This window comes from Burkholderia sp. ZZQ-2 (assembly GCF_050768715.1).
GTDB classification, from domain to species: Bacteria; Pseudomonadota; Gammaproteobacteria; order Burkholderiales; family Burkholderiaceae; genus Burkholderia; species Burkholderia cepacia.
This window is the reverse complement of the sequence record NZ_LDVA01000206.1, coordinates 1-14,711: the sequence shown is the minus strand read 5'-3', so window position 1 is coordinate 14,711 and position 14,711 is coordinate 1. Positions and strand designations below refer to the sequence as shown.

At 67.2% G+C, this 14,711-nt stretch carries 14 protein-coding genes; 5 read left to right on the top strand and 9 right to left on the bottom strand.

Annotated elements, in window-relative coordinates; genetic code table 11:
* Positions 1–119: 119 nt before the first annotated feature.
* The 3 genes from ABY44_RS14220 to ABY44_RS14210 are packed head-to-tail and all read right to left on the bottom strand — an operon-like array spanning position 120 to position 3,020.
* The gene (locus ABY44_RS14220) at positions 120–1,739 is read right to left on the bottom strand and encodes an intermembrane transport protein PqiB (RefSeq protein WP_027788344.1); all 1,620 of its coding nucleotides are present in this window, start codon (positions 1,737–1,739) and stop codon (positions 120–122) included.
* Positions 1,732–2,361 carry a paraquat-inducible protein A gene (locus tag ABY44_RS14215; protein ID WP_021156371.1) on the bottom strand — a complete coding sequence of 210 codons (630 nt, stop codon included), beginning with the start codon at positions 2,359–2,361 and terminating at the stop codon, positions 1,732–1,734. The genes ABY44_RS14220 and ABY44_RS14215 overlap by 8 nt, the downstream gene beginning before the upstream one ends.
* The gene (locus ABY44_RS14210; protein ID WP_059698797.1) at positions 2,358–3,020 is read right to left on the bottom strand and encodes a paraquat-inducible protein A; all 663 of its coding nucleotides are present in this window, start codon (positions 3,018–3,020) and stop codon (positions 2,358–2,360) included. Before ABY44_RS14210 ends, ABY44_RS14215 begins: the two co-directional genes overlap by 4 nt.
* A gap of 258 nt (positions 3,021–3,278) precedes the next feature.
* Between ABY44_RS14210 and ABY44_RS14205 the strand changes: the two genes are divergently transcribed.
* The 4 genes from ABY44_RS14205 (at position 3,279) to ABY44_RS14190 (ending at position 6,525) form a co-directional block, all read left to right on the top strand.
* On the top strand, positions 3,279–3,839 hold the full coding sequence (locus ABY44_RS14205) for a cytochrome b (protein WP_431641335.1): 561 nt from the start codon (positions 3,279–3,281) through the stop codon (positions 3,837–3,839).
* A gap of 8 nt (positions 3,840–3,847) precedes the next feature.
* Positions 3,848–4,408, top strand: coding sequence for a YceI family protein (locus ABY44_RS14200; protein WP_042972699.1), 561 nt, complete (start codon positions 3,848–3,850; stop codon positions 4,406–4,408).
* A gap of 64 nt (positions 4,409–4,472) precedes the next feature.
* A complete protein-coding gene (locus tag ABY44_RS14195) occupies positions 4,473–5,054 on the top strand; it encodes a YceI family protein (RefSeq protein WP_027788340.1) in 582 nt (193 codons plus the stop codon).
* A 193-nt stretch (positions 5,055–5,247) separates the two neighbouring features.
* Entirely contained in the window at positions 5,248–6,525 is a 1,278-nt protein-coding gene (locus ABY44_RS14190; RefSeq protein WP_059685217.1) for an MFS transporter, read from the top strand.
* Positions 6,526–6,543: 18 nt separating this feature from the next.
* On the opposite strand, the gene ABY44_RS14185 is transcribed toward ABY44_RS14190, so the two are convergent.
* The 6 genes from ABY44_RS14185 to queA all read right to left on the bottom strand — a co-directional run bounded on the left by ABY44_RS14185 (position 6,544) and on the right by queA (position 14,452).
* On the bottom strand, positions 6,544–8,106 hold the full coding sequence (locus tag ABY44_RS14185) for a S41 family peptidase (RefSeq protein ID WP_431641333.1): 1,563 nt from the start codon (positions 8,104–8,106) through the stop codon (positions 6,544–6,546).
* Between the two features lie 204 nt (positions 8,107–8,310).
* Positions 8,311–9,261 carry a protein translocase subunit SecF gene (gene secF, locus ABY44_RS14180; protein ID WP_027788337.1) on the bottom strand — a complete coding sequence of 317 codons (951 nt, stop codon included), beginning with the start codon at positions 9,259–9,261 and terminating at the stop codon, positions 8,311–8,313.
* A gap of 16 nt (positions 9,262–9,277) precedes the next feature.
* A complete protein-coding gene (gene secD, locus ABY44_RS14175) occupies positions 9,278–11,299 on the bottom strand; it encodes a protein translocase subunit SecD (protein ID WP_021163786.1) in 2,022 nt (673 codons plus the stop codon).
* Positions 11,300–11,405: 106 nt separating this feature from the next.
* The gene (gene yajC, locus ABY44_RS14170; protein ID WP_006476868.1) at positions 11,406–11,729 is read right to left on the bottom strand and encodes a preprotein translocase subunit YajC; all 324 of its coding nucleotides are present in this window, start codon (positions 11,727–11,729) and stop codon (positions 11,406–11,408) included.
* Positions 11,730–11,962: 233 nt separating this feature from the next.
* Positions 11,963–13,159, bottom strand: coding sequence for a tRNA guanosine(34) transglycosylase Tgt (gene tgt, locus ABY44_RS14165; RefSeq protein ID WP_027788335.1), 1,197 nt, complete (start codon positions 13,157–13,159; stop codon positions 11,963–11,965).
* Positions 13,160–13,384: 225 nt separating this feature from the next.
* Positions 13,385–14,452 carry a tRNA preQ1(34) S-adenosylmethionine ribosyltransferase-isomerase QueA gene (gene queA / locus ABY44_RS14160; protein WP_060084060.1) on the bottom strand — a complete coding sequence of 356 codons (1,068 nt, stop codon included), beginning with the start codon at positions 14,450–14,452 and terminating at the stop codon, positions 13,385–13,387.
* A gap of 54 nt (positions 14,453–14,506) precedes the next feature.
* Here queA and ABY44_RS14155 point away from each other — a divergent pair.
* Positions 14,507–14,711: hypothetical protein (locus ABY44_RS14155; RefSeq protein ID WP_431641330.1), on the top strand; the 205-nt coding region annotated here is incomplete at its 3' end.

Below are 14,711 nucleotides of genomic sequence, written 5' to 3'. Positions count from 1 at the left end.
CGCCGCGGCGTCGGCCGGGCTGAGCGTGTAGAACCGCGCGGGCGGCGAGCTGCACGCGGCGAGCGCGAGGGCGGCGGCAACCGCCGCCGCACCGCTCGCGAAACCGTTCACGCGTGTCGTCATGGTTGATCTCCTGGCTTGCCCTTGAGCAGCGATTCGGGGTGACGCTCGAGGTAGTCGGCGAGCGCGTTCAGCGATTGCAGCGTGCGCGTGAGTTCCTTCAGCGCGCCGCGCACGTCGGACTGCAGCGGCGAATCCTGCTGCAGCGTCGCTTCGGCGGTCGAGAAGGTCTGCTTCGCCGCCGACAGCGTGTCGCGCGCTTCCGGCGCGACCTGCGTGTCGAGCTGCTTGAACAGCTTGTCGGCGTTCGCGAGCGCGCTGTTCAGGTTCGCGCCGATCTGGTCGAACGGCACCTTGTCGAGCTTCTTCGCGATGTCGGCGACCTGCAGCTGCAGCTCGTCGAGCGTGTTCGGCACGGTCGGCAGCTCGAGCGGCTGGCGGGCCGTGTCGATCTTCACGGCCGGCGCCTTCGGGAAGAAGTCGAGCGCGACGTACAGCTGGCTCGTCAGCAGGTTGCCGGTGCGCAGCTGGCCGCGCAGCCCGTGCTGGACGAGCCGCTCGACGATCTCGCGGCGGGCCGGTTCGCCCTTGCTCTCGATCGTTTCGCGGAAGCGCCGGCCGAGGCGTTCCGGATAGATGTTCATCGTCACCGGCATCAGGAAGTTCTTCGTCTTCGGATCGAAGTCGATACCGATGTTCGTCACTTCGCCGAGCACGATGCCGCGGAAGTCGACCGTCGCGCCGACGGCGAGCCCGCGCAGCGACTGGTTGAAGTTCATCACGACCTGCAGCGGCTGGCCGTCCGGGTCGCGCATCGCGTCGCCCTCGTCGGACGCGAGTCGGAACGTGGTGTTGTTCGGCGCGGTCGTGCCGGAGCCCTGGTTCGGCGGCGTCTGGAACGCGATGCCGCCGAGGATCACCGTCGCGAGCGACTGCGTGTTCAGCTTCAGGCCGCTCGAATCGAGCCGCAGGTCGACGCCGCTCGCCTGCCACCAGCGCGAGTTGATGCCGACGTACTGGTCGTACGGCGCATTGACGAACACGTTGAACGTGACGCCCGTGCCGTCCTTGTCGAGCGAGAAGCCGACCACCTGGCCGACCTGCACGCGGCGGTAGTAGACCGGCGAGCCGATGTCGACCGAGCCGAGCGAATCGCCGCGCAGCACGTACTGCGTGCCTTTCTGGTCGCCCGTGACGGCCGGTGGCGTCTCGAGGCCCGTGAAATCGGTCAGCGTGTCCTGGCCGCGGCCGGCGTCGACGCCGATGTACGCGCCCGACAGCAGCGTGCCGAGCCCCGACACGCCGGTCGCGCCGACGCGCGGCCGCACGATCCAGAAGCGCGAGCCCTTGACCGCGAAGTCCTCGGCTTCCTTCTTGAGCTGCACCTGGACGAGCACGCGCGACAGGTCTTTCGACAGCTTGATCGTCTTGACCATGCCGATCTCGACGTCCTTGTACTTGACCTGGGTCTTGCCGGGCTCGAGCCCTTCGGCGCTGTGGAAGCTGATCGTGATTTCCGGGCCGCGTTCGCGCACGGACTTGATCACGAGGCCGATGCCGATCAGCGCGGCGATCAGCGGCACGAGCCAGACGAGCGACGGCAGCCAGCCGCTTTTCGTCGAGATCGTCGGATCGGGCGGCCGGGGCGCGTCGTGCTGCGGGCCTTGTGGACTATTCATGGTGATTCCCTGAGGTTTCGACTGGATCCCAGATCAGGCGGGGATCGAACTGCATCGACGCGAGCATCGTCAGGATCACGACGGAACCGAACGCGAGTGCGCCGGGGCCGGCCGTGATGACGGCGAGCGAACGGAAATGGACGAGCGCGACGGTCAGCGTCACGACGAAGATGTCGAGCATCGACCAGCGGCCGATGCGCTCGACGATCCGGAACAGCCGCGTGCGCTGCTGCGGCCGCCATGCGGTGCGGCGCTGCGCGCTGATCACGAGGATCAGCAATACGCCGAGCTTGAGCATCGGCACGAGGATGCTCGCGACGAACACGACGACGGCGAGCGGCCAGTCGCCCGACACCCAGAAATAGATGACGCCGCTCATGATCGTGTCTTCCTGCGAGCCGACGATCGACGCGGTGCGCATGATCGGCAGCAGGTTCGCTGGAATGTACAGGATCGCGGCCGCGAGCAGCAGCGCCCACGTGCGCATCAGGCTGTTCGGCGTGCGGAAATGGAGCGCGCTGCCGCAGCGCGCGCAATGCGCGTGCGGATGGTCGAGCGTCTGCACGAGCCCGCACGTGTGGCAGCTGACGTAGCCCTCGCGGGCGGCGGTCGGGATCGTCATCGGCGGGCGGCTTCCGGCGACGGGGTGGCGTCGGGCTGCCCGGGCGAGCGCCCGGCGCGCAGGTCGTCGACGATGTCCCACAGCGTGCGCGGATCGAACATCAGCACCACGGCGATCATCAGCGTGAGCGCGGCGAACGCGAACAGCGCGGCTTCCGGCACGACGCGCGCGAGGCTCACCATCTTGACGATCGTGACGAGGATCCCGAGCATGAACACCTCGATCATCCCCCACGGCCGCACCATCTCGATCGCGCGCAGCACGAGGTTGAAACCGGGCGGCACGACCCCGCGGCGGATCGGCAGCAGCAGGTACAGCAGCGCGGCCATCTCGACGAGCGGGAACAGCACGGTCGAGCAGAACACCATCACGCCGACGATCGCCATGTCCTGGCGCCACAGCGAGTCGATCGCGCCGATCAGCGTGGTCTGCACGCGGTTGCCGTTCACGTCCATTTCGAGGATCGGGAACGCCTGGGCAATCGTGAACGTGATCAGTGCCGCGAGCGCGAGCGCGCAGATCCGCTCGATCTGCGCCGCGCTGTTGCGATAAAGCAGCGCGTCGCAGCGCGGGCAACGCGCGATTTCGCGGCCGCTCAGGCGCGGTTTGTGCAACAGTGCGTCGCACTCGTGACAGGCAATCAGGTCGTATCGTTGCATGGAAAAGGCAGTTGTGCGACGGCCGGGGACACGCGTCGACGGGGCCGGAACCCGCGCCAATCTTACCAAAAGGGCCTTTTCGGCGTGTCAAGGATCGTGCGGTTTGTGACTGGCCGGTAACATGACGGGAAGCTGTCGGCCGGCTGACATGCCTGTCCTCAGAGTCCGCGCGCGTCAAAAGGTTGCGGTAGCATGGCGCCCTTGACAAGCGTCGGACGAATGGCCGGCGCGGCTGTTCGCTGAACTGAGGAATCCAGGATGGTATCGAAATCGCCGCCGGCCGTGCCGGCACGTTATGCGCATACCGCGATCGCGCTGCACTGGCTGATCGCGCTGCTGATCATCTGCGGCTTCGCGCTCGGCTGGGTGATGACCAACATCCCCGGCTTCACGCCGACCAAGCTGAAGTACTTCTCGTGGCACAAGTGGATCGGCGTGACGGTGTTCGCGCTGGCCGTCATCCGCGTGCTGTGGCGGGCGACCCACGTGCCGCCGCCGCTGCCGGCCGATACGCCGGCGTGGCAGCGCGCGGTATCGCACGGCGTGCACATGCTGCTGTACGTGCTGATGATCGTGATCCCCGTGACGGGCTACCTGTACAGCTCGGCCTCGAACATCCCGGTCGTCTACCTGGGCATCGTGCCGCTGCCGCGGCTGATCGACCCCGATCCGGTGCTGAAGGAAACCTTCAAGACGCTCCACGTGTCCTTGAATTACATTCTGCTTGCGCTCGTCGCGATGCACGTGCTCGCGGCGCTCAAGCACCAGTTGTTGGACCGCGACGGCCTGCTGTCGCGGATGCTTCCCTTTGCCAAATGAAGGATCCCATGAAAGTGTCTTTCTCCCGCTCCATGCTGACCGCGTTCGCCGCGGTGTCACTTGTCGCGTCGGGCGCGGCGCACGCCGATGTCGATCTCGCGAAGAGCAAGGTGTCTGCCGTGTCGAAGCAGATGAACGTGCCGACCGAAGGCGCGTTCAAGAAGTTTTCCGCGCAGGTGAAGTTCGATCCGGCGAAGGCCGCGCAGGGCAGCGCCCAGATGACGATCGACGTCGCGAGCTATGACCTCGGCGACAAGATGTACAACGACCAGGTCGCCGGCAAGGACTGGTTCGACGCGAAGGCTTTCCCGCAGGCGACGTTCGTGTCGTCGGCGATCGCACCGGCCGGCGGCAACAAGTACAACGTGACCGGCAAGCTGACGATCAAGGGCAAGGCCGAAACCGTCACGGTGCCCGTCACGGTCACGCAGAACGGCGCGACGCAGACGTTCGACGGCGTGCTGCCGATCAAGCGTTCGGCCTTCAACGTCGGCACCGGCGAGTGGAAGGACACGTCGGTCGTCGCGGACGAAGTGCAGATCAAGTTCCATCTCGTCGCCACGAAGTAAGCGGCGAACCATCGCATCACCCGAATGCCGCGCGAGGGCGCGGCGCCGTTCCAAGGAGAAAGAGTTGAAAAAGCATCTGATGATCGCCGCGGGCGCACTGGCTGCCACGCTGTCGTTCTCGGCATTCGCCGACAGCGCAACCTACCAGTTCGATCCGTCCCACACGTACCCGAGCTTCGAGGCCGACCACTTCGGCGGCCTGTCGGTCTGGCGCGGCAAGTTCGACAAGTCGAGCGGCACCGTGACGCTCGATCGCGCGGCGAAGACGGGTACGGTCGACGTGACGACCGACATCGCGTCGATCCACACCGGCAGCGCGAAGCTCGACGAGCACCTGCAGACGAACGAATTCTTCGACGTCGCGAAGTTCCCGCAGGCGAACTACAAGGGCACGATCAAGTTCGACGGCGACAAGCCGGTGTCGGTGGTCGGCAACCTGACGCTGCATGGCGTCACGAAGCCGTTGACGCTGAAGATCGACTCGTTCAAGTGCATGCCGCATCCGATGCTCAAGCGTGAAGTCTGCGGCGTCGACGCGGTCGGCGAATTCAGCCGCGACGATTTCGGCCTCGACTACGGCAAGCAGTACGGCTTCAAGATGAAGACGAAGCTGCTGATCACGGCCGAAGCCGTCAAGCAGCAGTAATACCGCCAGCCGGGCCGGCCGCCGCGCCGGCCCGTCGCGCGCCAACCGCCGCGTTCCCGTTCCACGGGCGCGGCGGTTTTTTTTGCGCGCCTATAATCGCCCGAGCGCCGCTCGCGGCGCCCGGGCGGCGCCGACGGCGCACGCGTGGCCGCGGCCGCCTCGAACAGAACGTACAACGACAAGGAGATCGCCGATGCATGCCGTCACGCAGTCCCGTCCCATTGCCTCGTCGCCGCGCGTGTGGCGCGCGGTGGTCGCCGCGTCGATCGGCAATGCGCTCGAGTGGTTCGATCTCGTCGTCTACGGTTTTTTCGCGGTGACGATCTCGAAGCTGTTCTTCCCGGCCGGCAACGACACCGTGTCGCTGCTGCTCACGCTCGGCACGTTCGGCGTGTCGTTCTTCATGCGCCCGCTCGGCGCGATCGTGCTCGGCGCGTACGCCGACCGCGCGGGCCGCAAGGCCGCGCTCACGCTGTCGATCCTGCTGATGATGGCCGGCACGCTGATCATCGCGGTGCTGCCGACCTACGGGGCGATCGGCGTCGCGGCGCCGGTGATCCTCGTCGCCGCGCGGCTGATGCAGGGCTTCTCGGCCGGCGGCGAATTCGGCAGCGCGACCGCGTTCCTCGCCGAACACGTGCCGGGCCGACGCGGCTTCTTCGCGAGCTGGCAGGTCGCGAGCCAGGGGCTCACGACGCTGCTCGCCGCCGGCTTCGGCACCGTGCTGAACGCGCAGCTCTCGGCCGCGCAAATGGCGTCGTGGGGCTGGCGCGTGCCGTTCTTCTTCGGCCTGCTGCTCGGGCCCGTCGCTTACTACATCCGCACGAAGGTCGACGAGACGCCCGAATTCCTCGCGGCGGAAGGCACCGCGAACCCGCTGCGGGACACGTTCGCGTCGCACAAGGCGCGTCTCGTCGCCGCGATGGGCGTGGTCGTGCTCGGCACCGTCGCGACCTATCTCGTGCTGTTCATGCCGACCTACGGCGTGAAGCAGCTCGGCCTCGCGCCGTCGGCCGCGTTCGCGGCGATCCTCGTCGTCGGCGTGATCCAGATGGTGTTCGCACCGCTCGTCGGCCACTGGTCGGATACTTACGGCCGCGTGCGTGTGATGATCGCGCCGGCGATCGGCATCCTCGTGCTGATCTATCCGGCATTCGCGTACCTGGTCGCCCATCCGGGCTTCGGCACGCTGATCGCCCTGCAGGTGCTGCTCGCATTCCTGATGACGGGTTACTTCGCGGCGCTGCCGGGTTTGTTGTCCGAAGTGTTCCCGGTGCAGACGCGCACGACCGGGATGTCGCTCGCCTATAACGTCGCGGTGACGATCTTCGGCGGCTTCGGGCCGTTCATCATCGCGTGGCTGATCAAGGCAACCGGGATGAAGACGGCGCCGAGCTTCTACCTGATGTTCGCGGCCGTGCTGAGCCTCGCGGCGCTGGTCGTGCTGCGCCGGCGGTTCGGCTTCCGGTAACAGGGCCGGCGGCGCGCGTCAGTTGCCGGCGCGCTCGCACACGGGTTGCGCGGGCATCAGTTGCGGCTTGGCGTCGATGGTTCGCACGGGGCGCCCCGCGAGCGCGGCAAGGGCCTGCCCGAGCTGCCAGTCGGAGGCCGTGCCGAACTCGCGCTGCGGCAGCGCCGCGCTCTTCGCCGAGTCGATCTTTGCAAGCGCACGCTGCTCGCGCAGCTTCTGCCGCTCCTTGCGCACCTTCGCGAACGGGTCGGGCGCCAGCCGGTCCGCATACGGCGCGCGCGGGAGATCGGCTTCGCGGTACCACAGCAGCACGCCGTCGACGTCCGAGTCGCGGCGCGGCGGCACCAGCCAGTCGGGCACGACGCCGTAGCCGTCCATCGGGCAGCCGTTCGGCCGCAGGTTGCGCGCGAACGTGAAATTCAGGCGCGTGCCGTCGATCAGGTCGACGCCCGTCTGCGCGAGCCCCTTTCCGTAGGTCGGCATGCCGAGCAGCTTCGCGCGGCCGAGATCCTTCAGCGCCGCCGCGGTCGCTTCGGCGGCCGACGCGCTCTGTCCGTCGACGAGCACGACGAGCGGCACGGTGTGCCACCAGTCGTCGGCCTGCAACGGCGCGAGCGGATCCTGTCCGTGCATGACCGGCAACGCGTAATCGGGCCAGTTGGTCGTGTAGCGGCGACGGTTGGCGTCGCCGCGCTCGACCGTCACCATCGCGGTGCGATCGCGGCCCGCGAACAGCGCGGTGATGCCGATCGCCGCATTGAGCGCGCCGCCGCCGTTGATGCGCAGGTCCAGGATCACGCCTTTCACGGGCGGCCCCGCGCGGCGTGCGGCCTGCACCGCGTCGATGTAGGCGCCGACCGCGGGTTCCGGGAAGCTCGACAGCCGCGTGTACAGGATGTCGCCGGCGAGCCGTTTCGCGGTCGCAGGGTGCGGCTTGAGGATCGTCCGCACGGGCGCGAAGCTCAGCATCGCGTGCGACGGGCCGCGCTGTACCGTGAGCTTCAGCGGCACACCCGCGTCGCCCTTGGCGAGCTTGGTCAGGTCGGCGGCGTCGATGCCGACAACGCTCGTATCGTTCATCGCGACGACGAGATCGTCGGGGCGCACGCCGGCCTGTTCCGCGGGCGCGTCGGGAATCACGTCGACGATGTGCAGCCCGTCGGGCCGCGTCTCGAACACGATGCCGATGCCGGGCGTGCCGTCGCGCGCGCGCCGTTCGTCTTCGCGCCGCTCCTGCTCCTCCTTCGCATCGAAGAAACGCGCGTACGGCAGCGTCTTGATTCCCGCGTGGGTCGTGGCGTCGAGCAGCGCGCCGATGTCGACGTCGGTCAGGTGCTGCCGCTTCAGGACTTCCACCGCCGCCTTGAGCTCGCAGATCTGCGGCTCCCAGTCGGGCGGGCAGGGCGAAGGCGGCCGGGCGGTGGCGGGTGAGGCGGATGACGAGGATGAGGCGGCGGGAGCAGAAGCGGGCGGGGCGGGGGCCGGTTGTTGCGCACCGGCCGGTGACGCGCACGGCAGGAACGCGGCCGTGGCGGCTGCGCAAACGGCAAGGCGAAGAACGGCACGCGTAGAAGGCATCATCGGGACCGCACGTTGGAACGGAGGGCGAAGGTGCTGTCCCGCCGGCGCACGGCCGGCGGGACGGTCACGATTGTAGCCGACGCGAGTGACGGGGCAGGGCGAGCGGGCTGCGCGTTCCTCGCCGGCGGTACGGGCGAACATACGGGCGAAAAAAAGCCGGCCCAACCGGGCCGGCTTTTCGTCTGTGCCGAAGCAGCGTGGCGCTTAAACCTGCGCGCCTGCGTTGGGATCGTCCGGATCGTGCGCGGTCTTCTTTTCCTTGATCAGGTCTTCGCGCTTGATGCCGAGCCACATCGCGAGCGAGCCCGCGACGAACACCGACGAGTAGATGCCGAACATGATGCCGACCGTCAGCGCGAGGGCGAAGTAGTGCAGCGTCGGGCCGCCGAAGAAGAACATCGACAGCACCATCATTTCGGTCGACGTGTGCGTGATGATCGTACGCGACATCGTGGTCGTGATCGCGTGGTTGATCACTTCCTGCACGGTCATCTTGCGTTCGCGGCGGAACGTTTCGCGGATCCGGTCGAAGATGACGACCGACTCGTTGACCGAGTAGCCGAGCACCGCGAGGATGGCCGCGAGCACCGCCAGCGAGAACTCCCACTGGAAGAACGCGAAGAAGCCGAGAATGATCACGACGTCGTGCAGGTTGGCGATGATGCCGGCCACCGCGTACTTCCACTCGAAGCGGAACGACAGGTAGATCACGATGCCGATCACGACGCACGCGAGCGCGAGCAGGCCGTCGGTCGCGAGTTCGCGGCCGACTTGCGGGCCGACGAATTCGACGCGTTGCAGCGTGACGTCCGGGCTCTGTGCCTTCAGCGCGCTCATCACCTGGTCGCTCTGCTGAGCGGACGTGAGGCCTTCCTTCAGCTGCAGCCGGATCAGCACGTTGCGCGACGTGCCGAAGTTCTGCACCTGCGCGTCGACGTAGCCGAGCTTGCCGAGCGTCGCGCGCACGGGTTCGAGTTCGGCGGCCTGCTGGTACTGCACCTCGATCACCGTCCCGCCGGTGAATTCGACGGACAGATGCAGCCCGCGGTGGAACAGGAAGAACACGGCGGCGAGGAACGTGACCAGCGAGATCACGTTGAACACCAGCGCGTGCCGCATGAACGGAATGTCTTTACGGATGCGGAAAAATTCCATGGTCTTCTCCGGGGCCTTATTGGGTCGAGCCCGGTTTCTTCGGCGACACGCCTTGCTGCGCGCGGTTGCGCAGCTGCGGCTTGCCGGTGCGCGGCGCGTTGCCCTTCGCGGGCGCGGCGAGCTTCGCGGCACGCGCGGTGTCGGTCGCATCGTCCGCCTCGGCGAACGGTGCGGCGGCAGCGGCGCCTTCCGGCTTCCACACCTGGCCGATCGCGAGCGACTTCAGCTTCTTGCGGCCGCCGTACCAGAGGTTGACGATCCCGCGCGAGAAGAACACCGCGGAGAACATCGACGTCAGGATACCGAGGCAGTGCACGATCGCGAACGCGCGAACCGGGCCCGAGCCGAACGCGAGCAGCGCGAGGCCGGCGATCAGCGTCGTGACGTTCGAGTCGAGAATCGTCGCCCATGCGTGCGCGTAGCCCGACTGGATCGCGAGCTGCGGCGGCTGGCCGGCGCGCAGTTCTTCACGCACGCGCTCGTTGATCAGCACGTTCGAGTCGATCGCCATACCGAGCGCAAGCGCGATAGCGGCGATACCGGGCAGCGTCAGCGTGGCCTGCATCAGCGACAGCACGGCGACGAGCAGCAGCAGGTTCACCGACAGGCCGATCACCGAGATCACGCCGAACAGCATGTAGTACGCGATCATGAACACGGCGATCGCGCAGAAGCCCCAGATCACCGAGTGGACGCCCATCTTGATGTTGTCGGCGCCGAGGCTCGGGCCGATCGTGCGCTCCTCGATGATGTCCATCGGCGCGGCGAGCGAACCGGCGCGCAGCAGCAGCGCGAGGTCGGCCGCGGCCTGCGGCGTCGGCTGGCCCGTGATCTGGAAGCGGTCGCCGAGCTCCGACTGGATCGTCGCGACCGTCAGCACCTCGCCCTTGCCCTTCTCGAACAGCACCATCGCCATCGGCTTGCCGATGTTCTCGCGCGACACCGCGCGCACTGAGCGGCCGCCCGCCGAATCGAGGCGGATGTTGACCGACGGACGCTGGTGATCGTCGAAACCGGCCGATGCATCGATGATGCGGTCGCCCGTGAAGATCACTTCCTTCTTCAGCAGCACGGGCGCCTGGTTGCCCTGCGTGAACAGTTCTTCGCCCGGCGGCACCGGGTCGTTCGGGTTCGGGTGCGTGTTGATCGGGTCGGCGAGGCGTGCCTCGAGCGTCGCGGTGCGGCCGATGATGTCCTTCGCCTTCGCGGTGTCCTGCACGCCCGGCAGCTCGACGACGATACGGTCGCTGCCCTGCTGCTGCAGGATCGGCTCCGACACGCCGAGTTCGTTCACGCGGTTGTGGAGCGTCGTCAGGTTCTGCTTGAGCGCGGCGTCCTCGACGGACTTCTGCACGGCCGGCGTAAACGTGCCGACGACCTGCGTGCCGCCGCCGCCGGGCTGGGTCGCCCATTGCAGTTCGGTGATCGACAGCGCGAGCACCTTGCGGGCGTCTTCCGCCGTCTGCGCATCGCTGAAATTGACGACCACGGACTGGTCGACGCGGCTCACGCCGCCGTCGCGGATGTTCTTGTCGCGCAGCAGCGTGCGCGCGTCGGACGCGTCGGAATCGAGCTTCTTCGTGAGCGCGCCCGTCATGTCGACCTGGAGCAGGAAGTGGACGCCGCCACGCAGGTCGAGGCCGAGATACATCGGCAGCGCGTGCAGCGCGGTCAGCCAGCGCGGCGACGCGCTCTGCAGGTTCAGCGCGACGACGTACTGGGGATCGTTCGGGTCGGCGTTCAGCGACTTCTGCAGCAGGTCCTTGACGCGCAGCTGCGTATCGGTGTCCTTCAGGCGCACGCGGATGTTCGCGTTGGTCGCCGTGTTCTCGAAGGTGACGTCGTCCGGCGTGATCTGCGCGGCGGCGAGCGCCGATTCGACCTGGGTCAGCGTGGTCGAGTCGAGCTTGACCGTGGCCTTGCCGCTCGACACCTGCACCGCCGGCGCTTCGCCGAAGAAGTTGGGCAATGTGTACAGAAGGCCGATGGCGAGCGCCACGACCATCACGACATATTTCCAGAGTGGATAACGATTCATGAGGGAGCCGAACGGGTGGTTGGCGTGAAAGCGTCGCGTCCGGCGCCGCGGCGGCCCGCTCTCTCAGGCGGGCACGGCGCGGGGTGCCGGACGCTCGGTGAAGGGCTTACAGCGACTTGATCGTGCCCTTCGGCAGAATGGTCGTGACCGCGGCCTTCTGCACGGTGATTTCGGTGCCTTCGGCGATCTCGACGCCGATGTAGCCTTCGGTGACCTTCGTCACCTTGCCCACGAGGCCGCCGCTCGTGACGACTTCGTCGCCCTTGGCCATGGCCGCGAGCATGTTGCGGTGCTCCTTCTGACGCTTCATCTGCGGACGGATCATGATGAAGTAGAGCACGGCAAACATCAGGATGAGCGGCAGGAAGCTCATCAGGCTCGATTCGGCGCCACCGGCACCTTGCGCGAACGCGTTGGAAATGAACGGCACGTTGGTCTCTCCGTAGGGGAAGATCGAAAAATAAGCCGGTTATTCTACCACCGGCCCCATGCGCAAACGGCTCGGCAAATGCGCTTTCGGATCAAGCTGTTAAAGCGCGAACCGGTACCGTTGCGACTCGTTTGGAAAGGCAATTGTAATGTTTGGCGGCCGGATTCGACAGTTGGGACGCATTATTTAGTACTCGTCTTATGTGACGGGCCGCGGCGCGGGCAACCGGCCCGTCAGTCGACGCCTCTCGCGCGATCCTCCGCGAAGCGCTGGCGGAACGCGTCGAACGTGTGGGTCTCGATCGCGTCGCGGATCTCGCTCATCAGCTGCAGGTAGTAGTGCAGGTTGTGGATCGTGTTGAGCTGCGCGCCGAGGATCTCGCCGACGCGGTGCAGGTGATGCAGGTAGCCGCGCGAGAAGTTCTGGCACGTGTAGCACGAGCAGCTCGCGTCGAGCGGCTTCAGCGAGTTCTTGTGCGTCGCGTTGCGGATCTTCACGTCGCCGAAGCGCGTGAAGAGCCAGCCGTTGCGGGCGTTGCGGGTCGGCATCACGCAGTCGAACATGTCGACGCCGTTCGCGACGCCCTCGACCAGGTCCTCCGGCGTGCCGACACCCATCAGGTAGTGCGGCTTGTTGGCCGGCAGCTTCGGGCCCACGTGGCGCAGCACGCGCATCATGTCTTCCTTCGGTTCGCCGACCGACAGCCCGCCGATCGCGAGGCCGTGGAAGCCGAGTTCCGCGAGGCCCGCGAGCGATTCGTCGCGCAGGTCCTCGAACATGCCGCCCTGGACGATCCCGAACAGCGCGTTCGGGTTGCCGAGCCGGTTGAATTCGTCGAGCGAGCGCTTCGCCCAGCGCAGCGACATGCGCATCGAGTCGGCCGCTTCCTTGTGCGTGGTCGGCACGCCGTTGGTCGCGTACGGCGTGCACTCGTCGAACTGCATCACGACGTCGGAGTTCAGCACCTTCTGGATCTGCATCGACACTTCCGGCGACAGGAACAGCTTGTCGCCGTTGATCGGCGACGCGAACGTGACGCCGTCCTCGGTGATCTTGCGCAGGTCGCCGAGCGAGAACACCTGGAAGCCGCCCGAGTCGGTCAGGATCGGCTTGTTCCAGCCCATGAAGCCGTGCAGGCCGCCGTGCGCGTCGATCGTGTCGAGGCCCGGGCGCAGCCACAGGTGGAACGTGTTGCCGAGAATGATCTGGGCCTTGATCTCGTGCAGCTCGCGCGGCTGGATCGCCTTCACGGTGCCGTACGTGCCGACCGGCATGAAGATCGGCGTCTCGACCACGCCGTGATTGAGCTTCACACGGCCGCGGCGCGCGTGGCCGTCGGTCGTCAGCAGTTCGAATTCGAGCCCGTTTGCGGGGCGGTCCTGCACGGGGGCGTGCGTATCGTGCGTATCGTGGGATGAACCTTCGGTCATCGCGTCATTCTCCTTGCTACCGGAAAACAGTCCGGCGCATGTTGGAAACGCCGCCGGCAGGCCGGCGGCGGGGAAAAACAGGTGCGCGCCATCGTAGCGCGTACTGCGGGAAACGGGGCAACCGCGCGGGGGTAACAGCGCGGAGACACCCACGCGGCGTTCGGCCGCGCGAGGCGCAACGGCCGCTGCGCAATCGCGGGCCGCCGCATTTTCGCGCCTGTCGTGCTAGGCGCGCGGCGTCTCCGGCGTGTCGCGCCGCGTGAGCAGCATCGCGTCGCCGTAGCTGAAGAAGCGGTAGCGTTCGGCGATCGCGTGACGGTACGCGGCCCGGATCGTCTCGACGCCCGCGAACGCGGACACCAGCATCAGCAGCGTCGACTTCGGCAGGTGGAAGTTCGTGACGAGCCGGTCGACCACGCGGAAACGATAGCCCGGCGTGATGAAGATGTCGGTCTCGGCCTGCGTGGCGGCGAGCGGGCGGCCCGCTTCGTCGGCCGCGCGCGCCGCGGCTTCGAGCGCGCGCATCGACGTCGTGCCGACCGCGATCACGTTGCCGCCGCGCGCGCGGGTCGCGGCGATCTTGTCGACGAGCGACTGCGGCAGGTCGTACCACTCGCTGTGCATCTTGTGCTCGGCGATGTTGTCGACGCGCACCGGCTGGAACGTGCCGGCACCGACGTGCAGCGTCAGCGTCGCGCGTTCGACGCCCATCGCGTCGAGCCGGTCGAGCATCGGCTGGTCGAAGTGCAGGCCGGCCGTGGGTGCGGCGACCGCCCCCGGATTGCTCGCGTAGACGGTCTGGTAGCGCGTCTCGTCGGTCGCGTCCGGATCGTGCTCGATATAGGGCGGCAGCGGCAGGCGGCCGTACTGCTCGATCAGATCGAGGCACGGCTCGGGGAAGATCAGCGTGAAGAACGGCTCGACGCGCTCGCCGACGGTCACGTCGAACGCATCGGCGAGACGCAGCGTCGTGCCGGCACCCGGCGACTTGCTTGCGCGGATCTGCGCGAGCGCCGTGTGCGTGCCGGTCACGCGCTCGACCAGCACCTCGATCTTGCCGCCGCTGGCCTTCTGGCCGAAGAACCGCGCCTTCAGCACCTTGGTATCGTTGAACACGAGCAGGTCGCCGGGCGCGATGCACGACGGCAGCTCGGCGAAGCGGCGGTCGACGAGGCGTGCGGGCTCGACGGTGCCGTCGACCTCGAGCAGGCGGCTCGCGGTGCGGTCGGGCAGCGCGGTTTGCGCAATCAGCTCGGGCGGCAGATTGAAATCGAAATCGGAAAGCGTGAACATGCGGGCTGGTTCGAAACGGCCGGCGGGCGCCGCCGACAGGGCGGAAACGCATGAATGGGGCGCGCGAGCCGCTATGATGGCGGGATGCGCGGCCTGGCCGGCGTCGTTCGTTCGGACGACGTGAAAGCCGCTATTGTACTTGCCTTGCGAAGCACCCAGACGATCCGATGCCTGTGTCACCACGCCGTTCCTCCGCTGCCGTTGCCGATTCCGCCGATCCGTTCGACGCGGAGGACGCTGCGCCGCCCGTGCACGACAC

Excerpts from the sequence above, each read along its gene's own strand:
- ABY44_RS14220 (WP_027788344.1), bottom strand. The coding sequence starts at position 1,739 with ATGAATAGTCCACAAGGCCCGCAGCACGACGCGCCCCGGCCGCCCGAT.
- queA (WP_060084060.1), bottom strand. The coding sequence starts at position 14,452 with ATGTTCACGCTTTCCGATTTCGATTTCAATCTGCCGCCCGAGCTGATT.
- ABY44_RS14210 (WP_059698797.1), bottom strand. The coding sequence starts at position 3,020 with ATGCAACGATACGACCTGATTGCCTGTCACGAGTGCGACGCACTGTTG.
- ABY44_RS14205 (WP_431641335.1), top strand. The coding sequence starts at position 3,279 with ATGGTATCGAAATCGCCGCCGGCCGTGCCGGCACGTTATGCGCATACC.
- ABY44_RS14215 (WP_021156371.1), bottom strand. The coding sequence starts at position 2,361 with ATGACGATCCCGACCGCCGCCCGCGAGGGCTACGTCAGCTGCCACACG.
- tgt (WP_027788335.1), bottom strand. The coding sequence starts at position 13,159 with ATGACCGAAGGTTCATCCCACGATACGCACGATACGCACGCCCCCGTG.
- secD (WP_021163786.1), bottom strand. The coding sequence starts at position 11,299 with ATGAATCGTTATCCACTCTGGAAATATGTCGTGATGGTCGTGGCGCTC.
- ABY44_RS14190 (WP_059685217.1), top strand. The coding sequence starts at position 5,248 with ATGCATGCCGTCACGCAGTCCCGTCCCATTGCCTCGTCGCCGCGCGTG.
- ABY44_RS14185 (WP_431641333.1), bottom strand. The coding sequence starts at position 8,106 with ATGATGCCTTCTACGCGTGCCGTTCTTCGCCTTGCCGTTTGCGCAGCC.
- secF (WP_027788337.1), bottom strand. The coding sequence starts at position 9,261 with ATGGAATTTTTCCGCATCCGTAAAGACATTCCGTTCATGCGGCACGCG.
- ABY44_RS14200 (WP_042972699.1), top strand. The coding sequence starts at position 3,848 with ATGAAAGTGTCTTTCTCCCGCTCCATGCTGACCGCGTTCGCCGCGGTG.